This is a genomic window from Coraliomargarita sinensis, from assembly GCF_003185655.1.
Classification (GTDB): domain Bacteria; phylum Verrucomicrobiota; class Verrucomicrobiia; order Opitutales; family Coraliomargaritaceae; genus Coraliomargarita_B; species Coraliomargarita_B sinensis.
This window is the reverse complement of sequence record NZ_QHJQ01000001.1, coordinates 483,462-506,501: the sequence shown is the minus strand read 5'-3', so window position 1 is coordinate 506,501 and position 23,040 is coordinate 483,462. Positions and strand designations below refer to the sequence as shown.

Here is a 23,040-nt window from a genome sequence, read left to right as displayed (position 1 = left end):
AGGGCTTAACTCTCTCCGGGGCTTCGCATCGTATCCGGAAGCATTTCCTCAACGGCGGTTTCTTTCTTTCCGGCGAGTTGCACCTGTACAAAACCCGCCTCCTTTGCCAATTCGCATAGACGCAGGAAATCCTGCATCTCCATGGCGAAATCGGCTTTGACCAGTAACACCGGTTCCACGCCATCGCTGGATTCGATATATCGCTCAAATCCACGTTGAATCGTGGCCGACTCAAAAACCGCGCCGTCAAAGAAAAGCATTCCGTTATTGCCAATCGTCAGCACCGCCACCGCTTGCTGGGAATGTTGCATTCTCATTTCTGTAACGGGCAGATCCACGCGCACCCCCGGCAATGTGACAAATCTGGTAAAGAGCAGGCTGAAAAGCATCGCGATTACAATCATATCGAGCACCGGAATAAAATCGATGCGTGTATCGGCACGGCGCAGCCGCCCCCTGAAGCCAAATGGCTCAGCGAAAGAACGACTCTGCAGGTTAGCGTATTCCTGGTTCTCCTCGGTCATGACTCTTTCGTGGATTCCTCCGCGCCGGCTTTGGCCAGTAATTCCCGGTCGGTGGTGAGAAATTCGAATATCTCATGCCCAACCCATTCAAAATCATGCACCAGCGCGCGAACACGGCCGATCAGAAAGTGATGGGCCAAGACCGCCATGACCCCGATCGCCAATCCGCTGGCGGAAGTGATCAAGGCCTCCGCCAGCAAGCGGCTGAATTCGCCACTGTCCGCATTGGCGGCCTCCAGATAGTAGAGTGCTTGCAAAGCGGAGATCAACGTACCGAGGAACCCCAGCAACGGAGCTACGCGCGCGAGCGTAGCGAGCGTGCCGATCCGCCTCTCCAGCACAGGGATTTCAACAATGCCCGCACCTTGAATCGCAGACCGTATTGCATCCTTCGATTCCCCGTAGTGCAAAAGAGCGGACTTCACAATTCTCGCGAGGGGACCGGGAGTATCTTCGCACAGGGCCAGCGCTTCGACCAAACGCTTCTTGCGGACAAGGTTTTTAATACCGCCAAGAAAGTCCTCCGTCCCGATCTGCCCCTTGTGGAGGAAGAGCGTACGCTCGATAAAAATCACAAATCCGATAATACTCACAATCAGGAGCGGATACATAACCACGCCGCCCTGTAAGATAAAATTGTGTTCGATGAACTCCATAGTTTTGAATTTTAACTGTTTTTAGGGGCTTTCGGCTAGTTGTAATTGACTGATACGCGACAGTGCCAGACTGCGGCCGGGCAGGTTGAAGGCGACCAGCTTACGATACAACTTCACGGCTTCAGCGGCCTCCCCACCCTCTTCCAACAAATCGCCGAGCGAGAAAATCGTTCTCGACAACCAGTAGCGCCCGACGGAAGTCAACGCCGCGGCATTTTCCGAATCGAAAAGATAACGACTGGCCACCAGCCCGTAAACCGTCTTGGCCGAAGCAAAGTCTTCATTGCGCAGTAAAATGCTGCCCCACTTGTAGCCTGCCTCAATCTGGACTTCAACCGGCAGGTCGGGTCGATCAACCAAACGCTCGAGAATGGCCGTCGCTTCCACCAGTTGATCGCCACTATCCTGAGCAAGGGCTGCGATACAGTCAGCCCTGGACAATTCAGCCGCATAGCGCAGTCGATGCGTGGGGAAGCTGTTGATCAGATTTTCGTAAACCAATTGTGCCCCGGCAAAATCGTTCATTAAACGCAATAAGTCTCCCTGCTTCAGCCCGGAATAATAGACCAGGTCGCTATCCGGATGCTCCTGAACCAGACGATCGAGCAAGACCACGGCTTCCCCGTAGCTATCCGGCCCCTGCCTCTGGCAATGCAATGCCGCTTCGAACAAAGCTTGTGGCACAAGATCACTATCCGGATAGTCCGCGGCAAAGTCTTTAAGAATTTGCTGTGCGGCACGGAAATCGCCCACGGAAGCATGGTAGGCCGACTCGGTGAAATAAGTTCGTTTGGCGGCGATCAGATCGCTGAAGTCCGCCCGAATCACCGCAATCACATCAAAAGCAGACTCCGCATCTTCGAGGGCAATCAGGGTTTTTGCCTGCAAGAGCAATAACTCGGATTTCAGGCGCGAGCTTTCCACAGGACCGAGCGCATCTTCCGGCAGCGAATCAATCCGGGCCAGAAGCACCTCAAGCTTTTCGGCAATGCCGGAACTATCGCCCAATTGTAAACTGAGATGCGCCTCCAACCAGCGGAGACGCAAATCCAATGCCACCGGGACCGAGGAGGTATCACGACCGACCAAGGAACGAAGACGTTCCAGCGCCTGATCGGCCTGACCATTCGACTGCAGGGCCAGGGCAAGGCTCCATTCGGCCCGCCAACGATCCGCATCACTCATCTGGCCGGCAAAATCCGCTTGGTCAATATTCTCCAGTGCCGCTTCAACCCGGCCGGATTTGATTTGAGAGATCACCAGGCGTAAAAGCACGTTGCCCACTTCGGAAAGCGGCTTCGCACTGGAATGAGCGGATACATAAAAATCGACGGCATTGGCGTAGTCGCGGTTCAGGAAGTAGCAATCCCCGATCAAACGATTCAGCTGGGCGACTTTTTGGGGATCGGTCGACTGTTCACGAAGTCCGAGCAAGTAATCCGCAGCCACCCGGTATCTGGGCGGATTACGCTGCAATGCGGCATAAGCGAGCAAGCGGTAAACACTGTTAATCTCAGACAAGCCGGGGAACTGCTCTAAGAGATAGCGTGCATCCGCTTCGGCCAATGCTGTCATTTCAGGATTGGCCAGAGCGAGTTGGCAGCGCATATAATACAGCTGGGCAATCAGGGGATGAGGCTCCGGCCTGGAAATAATCTCGTTCAGCATTGCCATCAGATCCGCCTCGCGCTCCGGCACGGAACCCAGCAATTGCAGCGCTATCACCGTAGCTTCCGAATCAATGCCCGCACGGACTAGTTCTTTCAAGGAAGCCCAGCCTGCGCTGGAATCCAGCCCCAGAATCAAGCCCTTCAAGAGTAGCAGGCTGGCCCGTTCATCGATCGAATACCCCGCACCGACATTGGCCAATTCCGACTCCAGCACGCGAATCGCTTCGGCATCTTTCCCCATGCCGTGCAGAAGCACGACATATTCCCGCAGAAAAGGAAAGGCGGCCGACTGCCCGGACAGCGACTCAAACTTCTCACGGATCTCAACCAGCAAATTTTCATCGGTGGGGGAATGCAACAGCTTCTGACGCATGACCAAGCTGGAAAACAAGGCCGACTGAAAAGAACTGGCAGCAGATTTTTCCGCTTGTTGAAAGAAGCTTTCCGCCTCTTTCGGCTTGTCCCCGGCGTCCGCCAATACGCCTTTTAACAGATAATACCAAGGCAAGTCGAGGGGACTCAGCGCATCCGGATCGACTCCTGCGAGCTCAGCGCGGATTGTGTCATAACCCCTGTCAGGGGCCTTCCCGTAGGCAATACTGGCCTGATAAAGCCCACGCCTGGCGGGCGCCTCAAGGTTCGGAGAATTACTGAGAATTTCTGAAGCCCGGTCGTATTCTGACTGGGCGATCAGCGCGGCAACATAATGCAGGGTTATGTCCGCACGATCACCGTTCGGAAGGCTGGGGTCTTCGTACAAGGAGCTGAAAATATCCGTTGCCGTCGCAGACAAACCGGATCGGAGGGCGGCCCGCCCGGCCTCAATTTTCCAATCATATTTCAACGCGGCGACTTCGTCGGTGACGTAAGCCGCATCGCTCGTCAAAGGAGCTGCCACCGCAGACTGGGAGCTGGCAAACGTCCACAAACCAGACAGGAGAGCTAAAAGAAAAGTCCCAGTTGAAGTCGACCTGTTCACTCGATACGAAATAAGAATTATTGGATAAGAATCGGATGGCTGCGTGGATGCAACGGCTTATTGATCGACACGAACGAATTTAGGCACGTTCCCGCATGCGAATAACTAAACTTTAGTGTCGCCCGGGAACCAGCTCTTGTTTCGCCGATCTAGAAATAAGTCCGTGCCTCGCCTTTCAGGCTATGCCGGGTATGCTTCGCTCCTTTTAAAGCTGGCCTGCCAAGCCGCAGCCAGGAGCGAAACCGACCTGCCATACGGTCCGCCTCCGCTTCACGGGGTGAAGGCTACGGCGTGACAGCCTTCGCCGATCGCTTCGCTCCTGCGAAGGCTGGTGCCCCCACTGGGAATCGAACCCAGATTAACTGTTTAGGAAACAGCGGTTCTGTCCATTGAACTATGGGGACCCATGCCCTTCATAGCTAAGCGTAAGCCGCTCCGCTTCAAGATTTGATTACCGTGCGGCACGAAAACGGCAAAGAAGCGTAAGAAATTGCCTGAAATTAAGACTTGCACGAAGCATACAGCTCCCTACTTTACGCCGCTCCATGAGTGCAGAAAACAAGACACCCAACCGTTCCCGTAATCCGATGGACTACACGTTTAACGACGTGGACCAGCTGTCGCGTTTCGTTACGGAAACCGGTAAAATACTACCACGCAAGGTAACAGGACTTTCCGCGAAACACCAGCGACGCGTCACCAATCGCATCAAGCAAGCGCGTAATATGCTGACGATGCAGTAGTTTCGTTTGCGGATAGCTTATTTCACGATCCTTCTCTCTAGTAGAGAAGGATTTTTTATTTCCATTCACGACGATGCCACCCAGAGAGCCTATTCTAAAGGATGAGCCCGGCACACTTGAGGCGTGTGCCGACTTGCTGCGCAAGGACCAGCTCGTCGCCGTGCCCACCGAAACGGTTTACGGGCTGGCCGGAAACGCCCTCTCGGAAAAGGCCGTCCGGCGGATTTTCAATGTCAAGGGCAGGCCTCTTATCGATCCGCTGATTACGCACTTCAAAAGTGCCGCGGCAGCTTTTACCCATGTTCACGCCACGGAATTTGCCGAAACTCTCGCAGAGGAGTTCTGGCCAGGTCCGCTGACACTGGTTCTCGAAAAGATGCCGACCATCCCCGACCTGGTCACGGCCGGGCTAACTAGTGCCGCGGTTCGAGTGCCCAACCAGCCTCTAATGCAGGCACTCCTGCAGCAATTGGATTTCCCGCTGGCCGCTCCCAGCGCAAATCCTTTCGGTTACGTGAGCCCGACCCGTCCGGAACATGTCGCGCACACATTGGGCCCCAAAATAGGAGCTATTTTGGATGGAGGTATCTGTCGGCACGGGATTGAATCAACAGTGCTCGACCTTCGAAACAGCGACAATATTCGCATTCTCCGCCCCGGGCCCATCTGCGCTCAAGAGATTGAGGGCCTACTCGGACGGAAAGTTCAGCAAGCTAAAGTGTCCAAATCCGGCAAAGAGGCCCAAACCTCCCCCGGACAGCTCACAAAACATTACAGTCCAAATACAAAAATTGAAATCGTCGAGAATGGACAGCTCAAGTTCCCGCTCGATAGTGGAGCTGCCGTTGTCGCCAACAAGCGTCCGCTAGGCATCGAACGGGATGATCTTTACTGGCTGTCTGAGGACGGTGATTTGGCGGAAGTCGCCCAGAACTTTTTCGACACCATCCAAAAGCTGGACCGTATGGGATACGAAGCACTCATCATTGAGGCCGCCCCGGAGGAGGGCCTTGGCGTGGCATTGAATGACCGCTTGCGACGGGCCGCTACCCGCTGAAAAGCGAGGCGGCCGGGGACTGACTTCAGGAGCAAGCTATTCGCTTATGACTTGGTCTGAAGCTCTTCCGGCTCCACTTCTCCCTCCAGCTCGTGCTCAAACTCTTCTTCCTGTTGGATGTAGTAATCCTGATAGGACTTATCCGAGTATTGAGAGTAGTAGTAGCTGGATAGTGTGCTCGTAATGTTATTCAGCACGGCGCCAAACACCGGAGTATTCGACTCCCAGAGGCGTCGCACATTCACTACCGCCGTCTTGCGCTTAACCGTGTTAAATTTGATCACATAGAGAATGCCATCAACCAGCGGCAGCAAATTAAGGGCATCACTGACCGCAGCCAGTGGCGGCGTATCAATGATGATACGGTCGTAGCGATCACGCAACTCAGCCAGCATCGACTCAAATGAAGCGCTATTTAGAATTTGTGTCGGATTCTTGGATTTGCCGCCTGAAGGCAGGACATCCAGGTTCGGATAGACTTCCTTTACGATAACGTCGTCCAGGTCCTTGCCTTGCTCGACATGGTCGAGAAGCCCCTTTTCATTCTCCAGCTGAAGCGAACGGGCTACATTCGGCAATCGGAGGTCACCATCAAGCAATAGCGTCTTTTCACCGTGATTGGCAAAAGTCAGCGCCATGTTGGAACTGATAAAGGACTTACCTTCACCCGGGACCGTGCTGGTGGTGATGATGACTTTGGCATTCTTACTCTCGTCATTGAGCTTTAATGCCGAATGAATCGTACGGAAAGTCTCCGTGACATGCCGGTCCACATTCGAAGCCACCGCCTGCGCTTTGGTGTTCGTATCCAGCTTCTTAATGCGGGGAATGACACCGAGCATTGGCAGACCGATCGTACCCTCAATATCGAAAGCACTTTTCACACGGTCATCCAGGAAAGCCACGGCAAACACCAGCGCCGTTCCTACGGCCAGACCGCCAAAGAAACCTGCGGCAAGATTCATCACGACATTGGGTGACGAAGGATTGTCATCGGCTGGCGGATAAGCTTCGTCCACGATTCGCGCATTCGGGTTTTTGAGATTCACCTGCGCTTTCTCTGTGGTCATGCGTGAGTTAAGGGCCTGATAGAAGTTCTGCTCCACTTCCAGGTCCCGTAAGAGCGAGTTGTATTCAACCCGGGTCCGGCTGAGTTCGATGAGCTCTTTTTCTTTCTCAACCAGACGCTTAGTTGCGATCTCGTAGTTCTTTTGGGCCTCGATATAGCCGGCGTAAATTTTATCGACTGCATTTTTAACAGCTGATTCCAGTTCCATTTCCGCTTCCTGCAGCGTCTGGATCTGTTGAATCATCACCGGATGTTTTTCCCGGTATCTTTTGGACAAAGAAGAAATACTGATACGTGCACCGGAAATCCGCTCCAACAAGGACGCGACCCGCTCCTGTTCCGCGATAAAGGAAAGCTCCCAGAGATCCTTACCCTCGCGTTTATAATTCTCAATCAGGTTCCACTTCGTTTCCAGGTTATCGAGAATATTCTTATTGTTCAGCTTCATTGTGTTGAGGCTGCCAAGCTGCTCCCGTGCGATATTTTCCTGGCTGTCGAGTGATACCGCGTTCTTTTGCTCACGGTAATCCGCCAGCTTAAACTCCAATTCCTCAACACGATCCTTCTGCTGGTCCGCGCGAATACGAAGGTCTTCGACCGCCTTCATCGAGCTGTCGATATTGAGCTTGAGGTTGTAATCGATAAACTCTTTGGCGAAAAGGTTTGCGACTTCAGCCGCCACAATCGGATCCGGATGAGAGTAAGCGATGTTAATCATCAAACTCATTCGCCGGGGAATGATTTTCCGGTTGCGCCCGAGAACTTCCGTCGGCGTGAGCGGTCCCCGCAAGCTAAGTGCATCCGTGTAGGGCGCCATAAACCGCTTACGCATATCGTCCTGCAAACGTTGCTCCACGCCCTGGATAATTGTTCCACTCTCCAGTAAGCTGATCTGGGTATTCAAATCTTCCGCTGAACGGATTTGATTCTGCTCCATTTCAACCGTATCCCCCAATGCCGAGGGGTCGTCGCGCAGCAGCTGAACAGTCGCTGCAGAAGTGTACACCTTGGTCTTGTTAAAAGTGTAGAGAATCGAACCGGAAAAAATAATAAAAAAGGCGACAATGAGGTACCAAATCCTTTCACGGAACATCAGGAAGTAGTCCTTGAAAGAGCGTTGTGGCCCGCCGCCACCGCCACCGTAGCCACCACCGTAGCCATAGCCTGCACCGCCATAACCGTAGCCGCCACCGTAGCCGTAGCTACCGTAGCCATAGCCACCTGCATAACCTCCGGCATTCGGATCCGGCGCGCCTCTTACGTATTCATTCTTCATTCAGACAAATTTGAGTGGGTTTTAGTCGCAGTTTAGATGATTCGCTCCGGCACCCACACGGTGTCCCCTTCTTTCAGAACAATATCTCTGGAGTCGGGGTCGGTAACGATTCGGCTAAAGTTCACCTCCATCTGGCGGGAACGGCCATCTTCATCCACACGCTTGATAGTGATAGATTTGGGATTTCCCAAACGGGTAACGCCACGCACGGCAGCGATCGCCTCAGTCAAAGTCAGGTCGCGGTCAGGCGGAATCTGGACCCTCCCGGGGCTGTTGACAGATCCGAGCACATGTACGATTTTCGGCGAGAAAGATGTGACCAGTACAGACACTTGTGGATCAACCAGGTAGTCCCGATTGTAGAGGTCTGTTATGAGCGATTGAGCTTCCGCTACGGTCATTCCGGCGATTTTGACCTTACCAATGAGCGCAAGAGCAACAGAGCCATCGCCTTCAATCCGAACACTTTTGTTGAGGTCTTCCTCTTGATAAACCTCGACAGAAATCACATCGGAGGGCTTCAAAACATAGTTTTCACCCACAATAATTCCGACACCCTGCGAGCTTCCTCCCGATGCACCAGTAGATCCGCCGGAGGATCCGCTGCTGTTGCCGGAAGACGAAGAGGACGAACCACCACCAAAACCAGAGTCCTGCGCAGCACCGGTTAGAACAAAAGCCAGTAGGATGATAAAGTGTAAGAAAACTGATTTTACGGTGTCCATAGATAGAAAAATGCCTCGTGTAGAGGCATTGAGAAAGCACTTAGATAATTTTGTTCAAATACTCTTAATAACGCAGTGACGCCGTGAAGTCGACCGAGTGGTCTTCGTACGTACGGTTAACCGCATCGGAATCGTTTTCCGAATATGTGTAACCTGCTCCAAAGCTCCAGTACTGGTTCGGCGTATAAGTCAGCCGTGCGCCCAGACGATACTGGTTTTCTTCGCGATCCACATTGATATACTCACGCAAGGTATAATCTGCGAACACCGATGCAGCAAAGTAGCTGTTCAAGGAGTAGTTGGAAGTAAGCGATACGGATGTATTCTCAGACGAGACACCTTCGCCGCTCACACCAAAATCGCGGGACAAAGCAATACGATTTGTCAACTTTGGTGTAGTCGCCCATGTCAGATCCGAGTCGATACCCAATGTCCCTCTCTGGGAACTGCCGGGGCGATCGGTGTCTCTCAGGCGATAACCCACCTTAAAGAAACCGGTCAGTTTAGGCAGCAAATTACCGCGTGCGCCGATATTGAAGAAATGGTCTTCAGTGGTGTAGGGGTTGGCTGCCGGTACGAGAATAAAGTTGAACGGGGGGCCGGTGGTGATTGCCGGACGGCCGCTGACATCAGTTTCGCCATAGGAGTAGCCGATACTCAAATCCACCTTGGGAGTGAGTTCGTAAAAAATGTCCACCGGAACTGTGAAACGCTCACGATCGGAGAAGTTAGCATCGTAAGGATCCTTGTACTCGGTCTCACTGTAGCTAATCCCGCTACCGAGGCTGAATTTGGGCGAGAAGCGGTACTCGGCATTCAACCGACCGCCCAAACGGTCTGACTCGACTAGATCGTTGTTCAGATTGATGTCGCCGGTCGAAGATTTTTGCTCACGGAAATAAGCCGAACCGCTAAGATCCAGGCGGCTGGTTCGGTAGGAACCGTTCAACTGGATATTAAACAACTCCGTATCCAATTCGTCCAAATCCGCATAGCGGCGTATTTCGTAGCGTGTGATCAGGCTGAGGTCTGCATTAGTCACACCGCGTCCGAGGTTAACTTCAAAGCCAGGAGTAAGTGACCAGATGATGTCGTCCACTTCATCGTCTTCGTCCCGGAAGATGTTTGATGACCAGCGGACACTCGACGAGCCGTTAAAGAAAACGTCCACATTGTCGCCGATCGAAACCAGTGGTGCGGCAGCAGTCGGCTGCGCCAAAGTTGCAAAGGCTAAACAAAGGAGGGCAGGGCTAAGGGAGTTAAGTGGTTTCATAATAAATTTTGGTATTCCGGTTGGGCGGATGTTAGTAGAATTTGTTACATAAGGGGTAATGAATACAAGACCAAAATGAGCATCGACATTAGCACGGTTGCCTTTTGGATCAAACTAATTCATACAGTTTATTTAAGCTTGGCGTAAATGCTTTTTACGTCTTTTTGATTATACCCCTAAACTCCTCAAATCCCCACTACCAGCGATGAAAAGAGAGAAGTCCAACAGTTCTTCCCAACGGGAAAAGCCGATCCTGCTTGGCTATGCGGTACAGAGCAAAGCACTGGACGGGCGGATCAGTATACGCTTTCGATGGGCACGGCTCTTTGTGACATTTTTGTTACTGGCACTGGTCGGGTGGTTCAGCCTCGGAGGTGCCCTCTATTTCTACTTCAAGTACAACAAGGAATTCGACGACGTCTCCTATGTAAAAATGCTCACCCTCCTCCCATTCGGGATGGAGGAGCATCGAAAAGAGATGGGGGACTACCACATTGAAAAAGGCCTGAACGAGATGCGGGAAGGGAATTACCGCGATGGGTTCCGCCTCCTGCGACTAGGGGTCGCTCGCTCCCCGGGCAACCTGGAAGGACGCCAGGTCATGGCCGAATTCTACGAATTTGCCCTGAAACGCCCCGACATTGCCGCGCAACAGCTTATCCAGGGACTGGAAGAGGGAGGCATGGAAGACCTGGACTACCTCAAACAAACTTTACGCGTGCTGTTGCGCCACCAGATGGACGAAGAGATTCAAACGCTGGCAGACCAGCACCTTCCGGATGAGCCTGAACTTACGGACAGAAATCGCGTCCTGGCATTTGGGGCGGCCAATGCGAACTATTTGCGCGGCAACTTTGATAATGCCGAAAACTACCTGATGAGCTACGGGTTGATCGAATCACTCGAAGGACTGCTTTTGTCCTCTCAGATCAGTTGGGAACGCGGCAACAAGATAGCTGCGATCACGAAAATGGAGGCTTCATTGAGCAGGTTCCCAAAGTCTGAGCCGCTGCTCATGCAGCTCAGTCGCTACAACCGCGAACTCGGGAATCTGGATGAGGCCAGACGCTATGCGATTTTACGCAACGTCAGCGACCCGCTGAGTGCCGCGCCGCGACTCGAACTTCTGTACATTTACAACAAGACCGGGGACGTGGAAAGCGAGAAGCGGGAAACGCAGCGCATGCTCAAGCAATTCCGCGAAGATGAACCCGCTCTGCAGGCTCTGGCAAACTTTGCTGCTGAAACCGGAAACATCGATCTCGCGCGTCGGACCTACGAAGAAGCTCTTGAAAACGAATTTGCTATCGATGCCTTTGCCTTGCTCTTGATTGAGGCACACTTGGCTAGCGATGACTACGAGGGGGCACTATACTTTGCAGAGGAATTGCTTAAAGAAAAACCGCAGTGGTTGAGCAACCGCTGGGCGACGTTCAACAGTCTCCGCGCTGTTGCCTCATACGGCGTTAATCAGGCCGACTTAGGTGAGATCTATCTTCAGGACTTCCTGGACGGGAAAAACAACCAGCCGGAAACTTTCCTGGCTGTCGCCCGTTATTTTTCTGAAATCGGACGCTATCCCCAAGCCCGCAAGGTTCTGTTGAATGCCTACCAAGCCAACCCGAGCAACCAGAAAGTTCTGACGGAATTAATCCGAACAGAGCTTGAGCTGGGCTATACGGAAAATCTGAACCGTTTGTTGCCCAGACTTCTCCAAATGCGCCGCCCCCAGGAAGAGCTGCTGGTCGAGGCCTACCGGAAGCTTGGCAGCGACCGCTTTATTTTCACACCGAACCGCCAGGGTCTGCTTCTTGAACTCAATGCGATTTTGCGGAAGAATTCGAATTTGCCGCTCTTCGACTCTTGATACGGGACTTTACGATTCCGGGGTGGCGATCACCTCGACACGAGTCGAGATAACACGACGCTCGTCAACCTGCTCGATCGTCACGCGCATATTGTATAAATCCAAAATTTCACCCTGATCCGGAATGCGGCCCAGTTCTCCGGTGATCAGGCCCCCGAAAGTTGAGACATCGTCATTCTCAATCTCCAAATCCAGCGCCTGTTCGACGTCGTGTACCGGAGTCAGCGCCGATATTCGGTAGCTGCCCTCCTTTGGCAAAGCGATGATTTGCTCTTCTTCGCTGTCAAACTCGTCCTGAATTTCGCCGACCAGTTCCTCGAGAATGGACTCCAGTGTGATGACTCCGACGACCCCACCGAACTGATCCATGGCCAATGCCATATGAAAACGTGCCCGCAGCATTCGCTGCAGGGCCTCTTCCAAAGGAGTATTGAGGGGAAATACAGCCACATTCCGCTTCAGGTTGATGAGGTCAATTTGTGAGACCGGCTCACGCCAGCGGAAGATATCCTTGATATGGATGAGGCCGACGCAGTCATCCAAACTGCCTTTGCACAAGGGGTAGCGTGTATGCCCCGCCTCTTTCATCCTATCCAGATTTGTGCGAATATCTTCTTCCAGGTCGCAGATGACGACCTGACTGCGCGGGAGCAGAACGTCGTGAACCACAAGCCCGCGCATATTCATGGTACGATCCATGATACGCCGCACCAGGCTGGAAATCGACTGACTGTCCTCGCCCATGGCCCGGATCTGTACATCCAGATCAAGCGGGTTGAACTCATCCTTAACCTCGACTCCGATAATCCGATACAAGCCACGCTTTAGGACACGGAAAAACTGCATCAGCGGATAGGTAGCCACCTGAAAGGCCAAGAGGACACGGTAAGACCTTTTGAGCCCGAGGACGGGGTCCCGCATGGCAAGCCCACGGGGAAGGATCTCCGCAAAAACAAAATGAACCGAAACCGCACAAGTGAAGGCAACCAGAATAACGACCCACCGATTAGGTTCCAGTGACAGGTCAATTAAAACAAACAAGTCTGCCACCCAGGGAATGAGCAACAGCCCAACCGCAACCGTACACAGTGTTTTACTAAAGCGCAGTACTCTGCCACTGAGGTCACTGTTCTCAATCAGCCGTGAAATCCCCTTGTTTTTCTTTAACGCCTCAAACTGCTCGTCGTCGACCTCGCCGTAACGAAGCTTCATCAAGCTGATTTCACACATCACGATAAAACCGTGCAGCACCAGCATGATGCTGACCGTTAAGGAGGAGATTAAGAAACTGGACCAACTCGCACTCATGCAGTTTCCAGCAATCCGGACATCGTCTCCAGCAAGCGCGTATTTTCTTCGGGGCGTCCGATGGTAATACGCACGTAATCAGGCATCCCGTAAGGTGCAAGCGGACGCACGATAATGCCCCGTTCCTGCAACTGGCGGAATACTTTTACCCCGTCACCGACGCGGCATAAAACAAAATTGGCACTACCTCCAAAAGTCTCAAAGCCCATCTTCTCGAGACCGGCAGACAAAATCTCGCGCCCTGTCTCATTCTCACGGCGGCACATTTCCATGAAATCATGATCTCCGAGGGCCGCCTTCGCCGCGGCTTGGGCGACGGAGTTGACATTAAACGGTTGGCGAACCCGCTGCAAAAGCGCCACGAGTTCGGGATCTGCATAACCGTAGCCGACGCGCAGACCGCCCAATCCGTAAACTTTGGAAAACGTGCGCATGCAGATCACTTTTCTTCCCGCCTCGATCTGGCGGCGCAGATCCGGCGCCGAGTCCAGATATTCGGCGTAAGCTTCATCGAAACAAAAAACCACGTGATCCGGCAAGCCCTCCGCCAAATCGATCAGCTCGGCCTCCGAATTGGCGGCTCCGGTCGGATTGTTCGGACTCGCAACAAAAAGCAGACGTGTCTTCTCCGTAACAGCATTTCGCATAGCCTTCAGGTCATGAGCAAAGCCGTCCATGGGGACTTCGACGGGCGTCGCACCGAAGAGCTTAGCCACAAGCTTATAGACGATAAAAGCCTGCGAGCCCATGACTGCTTCCACTCCCGGGCGTAGAAAGGCATGCCCCAGCAACTCGATAATCTCGTTCGAGCCATTGCCGATTAAAATTGAATTTTCGGACACACCACGCGCGCAAGCGATCGCTTCGCGCAAATCATGGCAGCCGCCATCCGGATAGAGGTGGACCTGTTGCATGGCGAGCCGACCAGCCTCGATTGCCTTCGGGGAAGGACCGAAGGGGTTTTCGTTCGAGGCGAGCTTCGCGATTTTGGCAGGGTCCAAGCCATATTCGCGCGCAACGTATTCGATAGGTTTGCCCGGTTCATAGACCGGTTGCTCCAGTACACCGGGATTCGCAAGTTCAGCGTAGTTCATTGAGTTTTGCTTTGAACTTGCGTCGCCTATGCCCGATTGCAACAAAAACTCCCACTCCACATTATGAAGATTCTTCTCACCGGAGCCTCAGGTCTCCTCGGAAATGCTTATGCCAGCGCTGCGGTCCGCCGCGGCCACGAGGTCATAGCGCTTGCTAACCAACATACCCCGGTCGCCGGCGGAATTTCCCGCAGTTTACAAATCGATCTGCGCGCCCCCGACCCACTAACCAGCCTGTGCCTCGAAATCTGGCCGGATGCCATCGTCAACTGCGCCGCGATTTCCAACCCCGCTTCCGTCGAGGCCGATCCAAAACTGGCCGAAAAGATCAACGTCGCCCTGCCCCGGCATCTCGCCCAACTCTCCAATCATCTGGGGGCGCGCCTGATTCACATTTCGACCGACATGGTCTTCGACGGGCGCGCGGAGGAGCCATACCGCTCCACGGATATGCCGGCACCGACCAATCTTTACGGGCAGACCAAACTGATGGCCGAGCGCGAAGTCCTGGAGCACAATCCGGAGGATCCTGTTGTTTTGCGCATCCCGATCCTCATGGGCAACAGCCCAGGCGGCCGCCGAAGCGTCCATGAAAAGCTCATCTCGGCAATCCAAGCCGGCGAGCGCCCCAGACTTTTCTGCGACGAAATCCGCCAGCCGACCTCGGCGGAAAATGTTGCCGAAGTCATGCTGGAGCTTTCAGAACGCCGCGACCTCCACGGCATCTTTCATTGGGCCGGCAGCGAGACGGTCAGCCGCTACGAGATGGGGCAGCGCATCCTCCGCCACTTCGGACTGGATCTCGATACCATTGAAAGCGTCAGCCAAAAAGATACCCCCGGACAAGCCGACCGCCCCAGTCATCTCACGTTCAACCTCCACCCGCTCATCTCCAAAATAAAGACCCAACCCCTCAACTTTGAGGAACAACTTGAAGAACTGACCCGGGTCGATCCCCTGCAGGCTTAATGTTTGTCGTTCTTCCAAATGCTTTCGGCGATGCCGCCACCAACATGGCGATCGACACCGCCCTGCTGGAAACACTCCCCGAAGGCACAGCCGTCTTCCGGCACTACGGTTGGGCCGAGCCCTCTTTTACATTCGGTTACAGTCAGCGGTGCAGCGAGGTTTTGTCCCACACCCCTCCTGACGTCACGCTCTGCCGGCGGCTCACCGGAGGTGGCATCGTCGACCACCGAAACGACTGGACCTACGCCCTGGTCATCGCGCGAAAGGCACCTCCGGCAGAGATCTCGTCGACCGTTCTTTACGCCGCTGTCCATAAGTCGCTGTCCGGTGCGCTCAACGCCCAGTCTATTGAAACACAACTCGCACCCTGCCCGAGAAAATGCGACGAGACGACCACCCGGGCTGAGGGCCCGGACCAGTGTTTCATCCAGCCCGTAATGAATGACGTGCTCAACTGGGAGGGACGTAAAATCGCCGGTGCCGCCATGAAAAAAACGCGGCAAGGCTTATTGATTCAAGGCTCCATGGATCGGAGTGCCCTTTCCGGCCCGGTTGATTTGAACGCGTTTTCGGAAGAATTTATCAAAAACTTGTCTCAGTCGCTGGAGATCCCCCGGCAGCAACCGGATGATTTGCGCCCCTTCTTTCAGTCGAGTCTCATCGAGCGCGAAAAAGAGAAGTTTGCCAGTCAGGAGTGGACGCACCGGCGCTAAGCCTCGCAGTAATTCTTTCAGGTAGAGAACTGCAAGGGGCGGCAATTAGCGGCCGCCCATTTGCAGGGCCTCTTCCAGGGAAACCAGTTCGCTGGGGGATGGATCCTCCTCAATCGCCGTGACCATGTTTCGCCACATGCGGCCGAAACGCCCCTCCTCAATGTTTTCGAGACGTGGGTCTTTCTTGATCTCTGCCAAAGCGTCTTGGGCGTTGGCGCCATATTTCGGCAACGCGGCACAAAGCATCCGCACCTTGAAGCCCCACTTACCGCCCTCGCGGTCAATCACACCCGCCGCATAGGGCAGACCCTCCTTGATATTGAGCCCGGCCAAAACTTCGATAGCAGGCCCGATGGTGTGCTGCCACCCGTGGTAGGAATGATAGGTACGGTCTTTGTCCTTGATGATATACATCACGTCATCCGCAACGTGGTGCAGGTCCTCGAGCGGCATATCCGAAAGCATCTTAATGCCGGCCGAACGGGCCTGCTGCCGTTTGTGATCAATCAGTTTTTGGGATGCCGCGAAGAATAGTTCCTTGTCGGTCACGAGGCCGGAATCAAAAGGCGTGGCGCACATCCGGTTAAGACTCTCTCCCACCGACTGGTCGATCTCCCGAAAATGATCTTCCGGCTCTTCATCGAGCACCAACTGAAGCATATCTTTGTAATAGCGGTAGGCCGGTTCACCGTGGAAAGATAACGTCTTGGCTGCCTTTTCCCGCAATTCGGGATCTGCCTGCCCATCCCGGAGGATTCTGCCGATCGTATCAATCTGTGGATGCGCCTGCTCTGGCGGACACTTGTAGCCGAAGTATTCCATCGCACTGGTTTTTTGAAGCTTGTTGCCGTCATTCAGCATCGCAGCGACCCTGGGGACGAAGCTACTGTCCCGGTCGCGCAGACTCCAGACGGCGCGTATGCGCACCATGGGCATGGGATGGTCAAACATCTCCAGCAGCTCTTCGACGGTCTTGGAATTGTAATCAATCTGGCTCATCCGCACCGCCGCCGTCGCTTCGTCGCCTTTCAGCCAAAGCGACGGGTCGGCTTCTCTCCCGGTTATGAGCAGGGCCTTCCTTGGGAGGCAGTGGGTCAACAAGGCGGCGCCTGTTTGTGAGCCCTCCTTGTGGAACTCTTTGCCTTTTCGGTGAAAACTTCCGTCCCAATGCCGGTAGGTCGTGTGGAACCAGAGCGAGTTATCAAAGAACTGCTGCGTGACGTCAGGACCGGCGTAATTGGCCCCTAGCGGTGTCCAGAGAGGGTTGAAGAAGTTGCTGGCATGCCCGCGCTCGAGGGTATCGTAGGAGGTCGAGCACATTCTAGAAAAGAACTTCACCCCTTCCTTGTTATCGCGCAAATCCATGCACACGGCCGCCAGGCCGCTCATGCCATTATTATTGAATTCCTTGGGATTGGGCCCGTGTACCCCGTATTTGAAAGTGCCTCTGCCCACGTGGGACGCGAAGTAAGGCGAGGTTTTTTTAATCCCTTTTTTCAGCGCGGGATCATCGATACCGCATTTCCAGGCAACGAGCATTCCCAGATAAGAGGAAAGGCTGCTTTGATTCATCTGCGCGTAGCCGGGCAGACGACCGTTCGTCGCCAAACGATGCCCCCATAAGCCGCCGGCGTCCTGCCCGCGCGCCAGACCGACCGCGTAGGCTTTCAATGCCGGCAGAACCGATTCATCCCCGGTGAGAAGGTAATACTCCCCCAACAGGATGCAGTTATACCCCCAATACCATCCGACGTAACCGAGGTCGCGGCCGGTGCCGTCCAATAGCGCTTCGATGGCCTCGTAATCAGGGTTGGCGACTTTTGATTTCGCAATCGCCCGACCCACCAGATCAATATAAGGCTTCTCACCGGTCGCCATGAGCCCCAGCAGGGCCGTGTGCGTCGCGCCGGAATTAAATTGTCCGCGGGATTTCCGGTTCTCCGGATCGAGCGCCGTCTCGATTTCCGCGGCCAGATAATCCGCCGCCCGCCGGATGATTTTTTCCGTTTTAGGACAATTGTACGGGGCACTTTCGCTGTAAGCTCCCAGCACCTCCAACTGGAGGTCGGCTTGTCGACCGCCATTCAACATCAAATTTAATTTCCCACCCGCCTGGTCAGTTTCCGCCTGATCGATTGCGGCCGCTAAAGCACGCCGCACATCACCGGAAAACTTCGCCGAGCCCAGACCGATGATCTCATCGCCTTTTTCAATGAAACCGTCCGCAGGTGAGCCTTCGGCCACCCGGGTCACTTTGATGCTCTTTTTCGTATATGTGCCCGTCATTCCTGTGGGGCCGAGCAGAAACTCAGCCGGCGCTCTGGCAGCGAGGCCATGAGCGGCGACGACGAAAAATGCCGCTAAAACGGCCGTATAAATATATTTAATTGTCATCTGGTAAAAGTCTCACATGCGAGCAATCCGCGTCACCCTAGCCAGACTCTTTCCCCGTGAAAGAGAAAAACACACGATTACCATGGGAAAATGGAAGCTGATTGGGACTTGTGAATAGCTTCTCCTTGCATCCGCTTCAGCGGATCACAATCTGAACCACCTGATGCCTGCCAAAGATACCGAATTCGTCCATCTCCACGTCCATACCGACCACAGTCTTTTGGATGGATGCAGCCGGACGGACCGCCTCTGCCAGCGGGCGGCGGAACTCGGGATGAAGGCCCTCTCGATCACCGACCACGGCGTCCTTTACGGGCTGACCAGCTTCTTCAAGCAGGCGGAAAAGCACGGCATCAAACCGCTCCTGGGCTGTGAGATTTATCTCGTCTACGAGGAGGAACTGGCCACCACCAACGAGGAGCGCGCCAAGCAGAAGTCCCGGCACATGGGCCTGCTCGCCCGCAACTTCAAGGGCTACCAAAACCTCTGCAAGATCGTCTCCAAGGCCCACACCCAAGGCTTCTACCGCAATCCGCGGACCGACCTGAAAACCCTCGTCGAGCACTCCGAAGGCCTGATCGGGTTTTCCGGCTGCCTGGCCGCGGTCATCCCGCAGTATTTGCTGGAGGGCGAATATGAGAAGGCCCGCGACGCCTGTGCAAAGTTCGTCGATATTTTCGGCAAGGAATTCTTTATCATCGAGATCATGGATCACGGGATTGAGGAGCAGCGCCGCATCATTCCCGACCTGATCAAGCTGGCCACGGAATTTGACCTCAAGATTGTCGCCACCAACGACGTGCACTACGTCAACAACAGTGACTGGGAACCGCACGACTCGCTGCTTTGCATTCAAACCGGGGCAAAAGTCCGGGACGAGAAGCGCATGCGCTATGACGCCCAGCAGTTCTATCTGAAGTCCCGCGACGAAATGGAGCTCGCTTTCAAAGAGGTGCCCGAGTCGATCATCAACACCTCCGCCGTGGCTGAGATGTGCGAGGTGAAGCTTCCTTTCGGCGAAGACCACTACCCGGTCTATGAGCGCCCCATCGAGATCAGCTTTAATAACGACGAGGCCAATTTTGACCGCGTGCTCGACATTTACGTGGATAAGAAAAACGCCCTGCTGAAGCGCGACGGCAAGGAGCTGATCGAGCTCACGGACGAGGAGCGGGCGAAGCACAAGTCCAACGGACTTTACCTTTTTGAGCTCTGCAAAGAGGGACTCAAAGACCGCTACGGCACCGACTACGATGCCTGCCGCGCGGACTGGGAAAACACATCCGGCAGCGATAAGCGCTACTGCGAGCAACTGGAATACGAGCTCGCCATCATTACCGGCACCGGCTTCGTCGACTACTTCCTCATCGTCTGGGACTTCATCAACTGGGCCCGAAAGCAGGGCATCCCCGTCGGCCCGGGCCGCGGTTCGGGCGCGGGCTGTATCGTCGCATACGTCCTCAAGATCACTGACATCGACCCCCTCAGCTTCGGACTACTCTTCGAACGGATGCTCAACCTCGAACGGGTCTCGCCACCGGACTTCGACGTGGACTTCTGCATGCGCCGGCGCGATGAAGTCGTGAATTACGTACGGGACAAGTACGGAAAAGACCGCGTCGCCAACATCATCACCTTCGGCACCTTCGGCGCGAAGATGATCGTGCGCGACCTCGCTCGGGTGAATGACATCGAATTCTCCGAAGCCAACAAGCTGGCCAAGATGATCCCGGACGAGCTCAACATCACGTTGGAGGATTCGGTCAAAAAATCCCCCGAACTCGCCACCGAAGTCCGCAGCAACGGAGTCGCCAAAACCATTTACGACCAGGGCCGCGTCATCGAGGGCATGATTCGGAATACGGGTAAACACGCCTGCGGCGTCATCATCGCCGACCAGGACATCACCAACCTGATTCCGGTCACCTTGCAGGAAGGCGACCTGACCACGCAGTATCCCAAGGGTCCCTCCGAGGACCTCGGCCTGCTCAAGATGGACTTTCTCGGCCTCAAGACCCTGACCGTGATCTCCGACGCCCAAGCCAACGTCCGGGCCGCGCGGGACCTGCCGGACTTCGACATTGAGCGGGTCACGCTGGATGACCAGGCTACCTACGACCTGCTCAATTCGGGGCGCACCACCGGCGTTTTCCAGTTGGAGTCCGGCGGGATGCAGCAGCTCTGCCGGCAGATCGGACTGAGCAGCTTTGAGGAAATCATCGCGCTCATCGCCCTTTACCGGCCGGGCCCGATGCAGTTCATCCCGCAATTTATTGAGGGAAAGAAAGACCCATCGACTGTAGTGGTCCCCCACCCGCTTCTCAAGGAACTGGTAGAGGAAACCTACGGCGTGCTCGTCTACCAGGAGCAGGTCATGCAGGCTGCCCAGATCATCGCCGGCTACACGCTGGGTGATGCGGATATCCTGCGGCGGGCGATGGGTAAGAAGATCAAAGAGGTCATGGACGCCCAGAAGGATGTCTTTATCAAGGGGGCCAAGGAGACCAACGACATCGACCGCAGCACCGCTGAGTCGATCTTCGCCCTGCTGGAAAAGTTCGCCCAGTACGGCTTCAATAAGTCGCACTCCGCCGCCTACGCGATGCTCAGTTACCGGACGGCCTATCTCAAAGCCAACTACCCGGTCGAGTTCATGGCCGCCGTGCTGACCTCGGAACAGGGCAATGCCGATAAAATTTCCCACTTCCTCGAAGAGTGTAATGCCATGGGCGTCCCGGTGCTCAGCCCCGATGTCAATGAGTCCGGCTCTAATTTCACGCCTGTGATCGAAGACGGCACAGGAGGCAGCATCCGCTTCGGCATGGCATCAATCAAAGGCGTGGGCGAAGGTGCCGCACAGGTCATCATCGAAGAGCGAGAGAAAGAAGGGCCTTATGAATCCTTTCGCGACTTCATCACCCGTCAGTCCGACAAGAATGTTAACCGCCGCGTGATGGAAGCGCTGATCAAGACAGGGGCATTCGACTCTCTCGGCACCGACCGGGCCACGCTGCTTCACGACCTCGACGCCGAACTGGCCGAGGCGGAAAGCCTGCGCCGCGACCGCGAGGCGGGGCAGGCCAACCTCTTCGGCACCCTGCTCGAGCCCGACTCCGGCGTGATCGACGAAGACAAACCAGAGAACCACCCGAGTCACGTGCCTGCCATGCCCATGACGGAAAAGCTGGGCTACGAGAAAGAATTGCTCGGCTTTTATATTTCCGGGCACCCCATGGATGCTTACACCGGGCTGGATCTTGCGATCGACTCGTTCCAAAGTCCCGACGAGCTTTCCAACTTCGACGACCGCACCAGCTTTCGACTCGCCGGCATCGTCAGCGGTCTCGCGATCAAGTATACCCGCAAAGACAGCCGCCAGATGGCGGTCTTCCATCTCGCGACCCGCACCCAGAGCTACGAGATGATCATGTTCCCCGATCCTTACGAGAAAAACGGCGCGCGTTTGGAAGACGGCAAGCTCTGCCTCATTCATGGTTTGATCGGTCGCCGCAATGGGGAGATGAGCCTGGCCGCACACGAAGTCTATGAGCTCGAAAGTTCGATTCCGAAAATCATTCAGCGGATCAATTTCATTCTCTATCCGCACAAACAGGCCGCCGACTTCATCGAACTCCTCCGTGAGACCATTGACGGCGAATACGGCTCCACCCGGGTCAATTTGAGTTTTCTCATCGATGATCAAGTCGTCGAAGCGCAGACCGCCCAGTCCCTTACTTTTACGATTAACAGCAGTAATTATAAGATGCTGCGGAAACACCCGGCACTTGCCGGTGTCCGTATCGAGTCAGTTGCCACTCCCACCATCGACGACCGCCGGCCCTGGCAGAAAGCCAAGCGTGCCAGCTAACGCCGACTGATTTTTACGACATCCCAAAGCCCACAAATAACATGAAGCAGGACAAAACCAACCACATGATGCCACGGCTGCGCCAAACCCTTTCCCTCCTCTCGATAGTCTTAACATCCCTTGCTAGCCAACAAGCTCAGGCAGCAAACATGGCTCTCGAAGGCGGCGAGAGCATCGCCTTCATGGGGGACTCTATTACGCAGGCAGGGCACAACCGGAAGAACGGCTACGTCAACCTCGTGATCGAAGCCCTCAACCATGAAGGGCTGAACGTGACCAAAATCGCCGCCGGAAAATCGGGCAACAAATCCAGCAACATGCTCAATCGCCTCGATCAGGCGGTGATTTCCAAAAACCCCGACTGGATGACCCTGAGTTGCGGCGTTAACGATGTCTGGCACTTTAAACTTGTCCTGGGCGACCGCACCTTCGAGGGCATCCCGCTGCCGGAGTATAAAGAGAATATTACCGAGATCATCGACCGCGCTCAGTCAGCGGGGATCAAGGTCATGATTCTGACCTCCACCATGATCGGAGAAGACCAAAGCAAGGAGCTCAACCAGATGCTCATCCCTTATAATGAATTCCTGCGTGAAATAGCCGAAGAGAAGGACTGCCTCCTTGCCGACCTCAACGCCGACATGCAGGCCGCGCTCAAGGAGCTCCCGGACGTGCCGGGCAAGCCACGCAATTTCGGCAAGTATTTCTACGGTGGCGACCTCAAGAACAAGCTCACCACCGACGGTTGCCACATGAATAAGCTCGGCAACATCATGATGGCCAAAGGCGTGCTGAGGGCATTCGGCATGAGTGAGTTGAAGATCAAAAAGGCCGAGGAGCGCTGGCTGAAATAAA

At 54.6% G+C, this 23,040-nt stretch carries 16 protein-coding genes and 1 tRNA gene; 7 read left to right on the top strand and 10 right to left on the bottom strand.

Annotation, left to right across the window (positions count from 1 at the left end):
- Positions 1-5 precede the first annotated feature (5 nt).
- The 4 genes from DDZ13_RS02140 to DDZ13_RS02125 form a co-directional block, all read right to left on the bottom strand.
- Positions 6-524, bottom strand: a complete 519-nt coding sequence (locus tag DDZ13_RS02140; protein ID WP_110129772.1) for an ExbD/TolR family protein — start codon at positions 522-524, stop codon at positions 6-8.
- A complete protein-coding gene (locus DDZ13_RS02135) occupies positions 521-1,180 on the bottom strand; it encodes a MotA/TolQ/ExbB proton channel family protein (RefSeq protein ID WP_110129771.1) in 660 nt (219 codons plus the stop codon). The genes DDZ13_RS02140 and DDZ13_RS02135 overlap by 4 nt, the downstream gene beginning before the upstream one ends.
- Positions 1,181-1,201: 21 nt before the next feature.
- On the bottom strand, positions 1,202-3,748 hold the full coding sequence (locus DDZ13_RS02130; RefSeq protein ID WP_146209200.1) for a tetratricopeptide repeat protein: 2,547 nt from the start codon (positions 3,746-3,748) through the stop codon (positions 1,202-1,204).
- A gap of 410 nt (positions 3,749-4,158) precedes the next feature.
- A tRNA-Arg gene (locus DDZ13_RS02125) sits at positions 4,159-4,233 on the bottom strand.
- A 141-nt stretch (positions 4,234-4,374) separates the two neighbouring features.
- On the opposite strand from DDZ13_RS02125, the gene rpsR reads away from it, so the two are divergent.
- Together rpsR and DDZ13_RS02115 are read left to right on the top strand one after the other, a co-directional pair.
- Entirely contained in the window at positions 4,375-4,572 is a 198-nt protein-coding gene (gene rpsR, locus DDZ13_RS02120; protein ID WP_110129769.1) for a 30S ribosomal protein S18, read from the top strand.
- 73 nt (positions 4,573-4,645) lie between these two features.
- Complete coding sequence (locus tag DDZ13_RS02115) at positions 4,646-5,629, top strand: L-threonylcarbamoyladenylate synthase (protein WP_110129768.1); 984 nt, start codon at positions 4,646-4,648, stop codon at positions 5,627-5,629.
- 44 nt (positions 5,630-5,673) lie between these two features.
- Here the strand turns inward: DDZ13_RS02115 and DDZ13_RS02110 are convergent, their stop codons facing one another.
- The 3 genes from DDZ13_RS02110 to DDZ13_RS02100 all read right to left on the bottom strand — a co-directional run bounded on the left by DDZ13_RS02110 (position 5,674) and on the right by DDZ13_RS02100 (position 9,918).
- Positions 5,674-7,974: a GumC family protein gene (locus tag DDZ13_RS02110; protein WP_110129767.1), complete on the bottom strand. Its 2,301-nt coding sequence runs from the start codon at positions 7,972-7,974 to the stop codon at positions 5,674-5,676.
- Positions 7,975-8,006: 32 nt separating this feature from the next.
- A complete protein-coding gene (locus DDZ13_RS02105) occupies positions 8,007-8,699 on the bottom strand; it encodes a polysaccharide biosynthesis/export family protein (RefSeq protein ID WP_110129766.1) in 693 nt (230 codons plus the stop codon).
- Between the two features lie 64 nt (positions 8,700-8,763).
- Complete coding sequence (locus tag DDZ13_RS02100; protein WP_233246054.1) at positions 8,764-9,918, bottom strand: outer membrane beta-barrel protein; 1,155 nt, start codon at positions 9,916-9,918, stop codon at positions 8,764-8,766.
- 259 nt (positions 9,919-10,177) lie between these two features.
- On the opposite strand from DDZ13_RS02100, the gene DDZ13_RS02095 reads away from it, so the two are divergent.
- On the top strand, positions 10,178-11,839 hold the full coding sequence (locus tag DDZ13_RS02095; protein WP_110129764.1) for a tetratricopeptide repeat protein: 1,662 nt from the start codon (positions 10,178-10,180) through the stop codon (positions 11,837-11,839).
- A gap of 9 nt (positions 11,840-11,848) precedes the next feature.
- Here DDZ13_RS02095 and DDZ13_RS02090 read toward each other — a convergent pair whose 3' ends face one another.
- Both DDZ13_RS02090 and hisC read right to left on the bottom strand, forming a co-directional pair.
- On the bottom strand, positions 11,849-13,147 hold the full coding sequence (locus DDZ13_RS02090; RefSeq protein ID WP_110129763.1) for a hemolysin family protein: 1,299 nt from the start codon (positions 13,145-13,147) through the stop codon (positions 11,849-11,851).
- Positions 13,144-14,241: a histidinol-phosphate transaminase gene (hisC, locus tag DDZ13_RS02085; protein WP_110129762.1), complete on the bottom strand. Its 1,098-nt coding sequence runs from the start codon at positions 14,239-14,241 to the stop codon at positions 13,144-13,146. Before hisC ends, DDZ13_RS02090 begins: the two co-directional genes overlap by 4 nt.
- A gap of 63 nt (positions 14,242-14,304) precedes the next feature.
- Here hisC and DDZ13_RS02080 point away from each other — a divergent pair, with 63 nt between their 5' ends.
- Together DDZ13_RS02080 and DDZ13_RS02075 are read left to right on the top strand one after the other, a co-directional pair.
- Positions 14,305-15,210: an SDR family oxidoreductase gene (locus tag DDZ13_RS02080; protein WP_110129761.1), complete on the top strand. Its 906-nt coding sequence runs from the start codon at positions 14,305-14,307 to the stop codon at positions 15,208-15,210.
- Positions 15,210-15,923, top strand: coding sequence for a lipoate--protein ligase family protein (locus DDZ13_RS02075; RefSeq protein ID WP_110129760.1), 714 nt, complete (start codon positions 15,210-15,212; stop codon positions 15,921-15,923). The genes DDZ13_RS02080 and DDZ13_RS02075 overlap by 1 nt, the downstream gene beginning before the upstream one ends.
- Before the next feature lie 45 nt (positions 15,924-15,968).
- Here DDZ13_RS02075 and DDZ13_RS02070 read toward each other — a convergent pair whose 3' ends face one another.
- Positions 15,969-18,317 (bottom strand): DUF6288 domain-containing protein, encoded by a 2,349-nt coding sequence (locus tag DDZ13_RS02070; protein ID WP_110129759.1) that lies wholly within the window; start codon positions 18,315-18,317, stop codon positions 15,969-15,971.
- A 163-nt stretch (positions 18,318-18,480) separates the two neighbouring features.
- Between DDZ13_RS02070 and dnaE the strand changes: the two genes are divergently transcribed.
- Both dnaE and DDZ13_RS02060 read left to right on the top strand, forming a co-directional pair.
- Positions 18,481-22,185: a DNA polymerase III subunit alpha gene (dnaE, locus tag DDZ13_RS02065; protein WP_110129758.1), complete on the top strand. Its 3,705-nt coding sequence runs from the start codon at positions 18,481-18,483 to the stop codon at positions 22,183-22,185.
- Between the two features lie 41 nt (positions 22,186-22,226).
- On the top strand, positions 22,227-23,039 hold the full coding sequence (locus tag DDZ13_RS02060) for an SGNH/GDSL hydrolase family protein (RefSeq protein ID WP_110129757.1): 813 nt from the start codon (positions 22,227-22,229) through the stop codon (positions 23,037-23,039).
- The last annotated feature ends 1 nt before the right edge of the window (position 23,040 follow it).

Coding starts and splice junctions, on each gene's coding strand:
- DDZ13_RS02140 (WP_110129772.1), bottom strand. CDS start 524: ATGACCGAGGAGAACCAGGAATACGCTAACCTGCAGAGTCGTTCTTTC.
- DDZ13_RS02135 (WP_110129771.1), bottom strand. CDS start 1,180: ATGGAGTTCATCGAACACAATTTTATCTTACAGGGCGGCGTGGTTATG.
- rpsR (WP_110129769.1), top strand. CDS start 4,375: ATGAGTGCAGAAAACAAGACACCCAACCGTTCCCGTAATCCGATGGAC.
- DDZ13_RS02115 (WP_110129768.1), top strand. CDS start 4,646: ATGCCACCCAGAGAGCCTATTCTAAAGGATGAGCCCGGCACACTTGAG.
- DDZ13_RS02110 (WP_110129767.1), bottom strand. CDS start 7,974: ATGAAGAATGAATACGTAAGAGGCGCGCCGGATCCGAATGCCGGAGGT.
- DDZ13_RS02105 (WP_110129766.1), bottom strand. CDS start 8,699: ATGGACACCGTAAAATCAGTTTTCTTACACTTTATCATCCTACTGGCT.
- DDZ13_RS02095 (WP_110129764.1), top strand. CDS start 10,178: ATGAAAAGAGAGAAGTCCAACAGTTCTTCCCAACGGGAAAAGCCGATC.
- DDZ13_RS02090 (WP_110129763.1), bottom strand. CDS start 13,147: ATGAGTGCGAGTTGGTCCAGTTTCTTAATCTCCTCCTTAACGGTCAGC.
- hisC (WP_110129762.1), bottom strand. CDS start 14,241: ATGAACTACGCTGAACTTGCGAATCCCGGTGTACTGGAGCAACCGGTC.
- DDZ13_RS02080 (WP_110129761.1), top strand. CDS start 14,305: ATGAAGATTCTTCTCACCGGAGCCTCAGGTCTCCTCGGAAATGCTTAT.
- DDZ13_RS02075 (WP_110129760.1), top strand. CDS start 15,210: ATGTTTGTCGTTCTTCCAAATGCTTTCGGCGATGCCGCCACCAACATG.
- DDZ13_RS02070 (WP_110129759.1), bottom strand. CDS start 18,317: ATGACAATTAAATATATTTATACGGCCGTTTTAGCGGCATTTTTCGTC.
- dnaE (WP_110129758.1), top strand. CDS start 18,481: ATGCCTGCCAAAGATACCGAATTCGTCCATCTCCACGTCCATACCGAC.
- DDZ13_RS02060 (WP_110129757.1), top strand. CDS start 22,227: ATGAAGCAGGACAAAACCAACCACATGATGCCACGGCTGCGCCAAACC.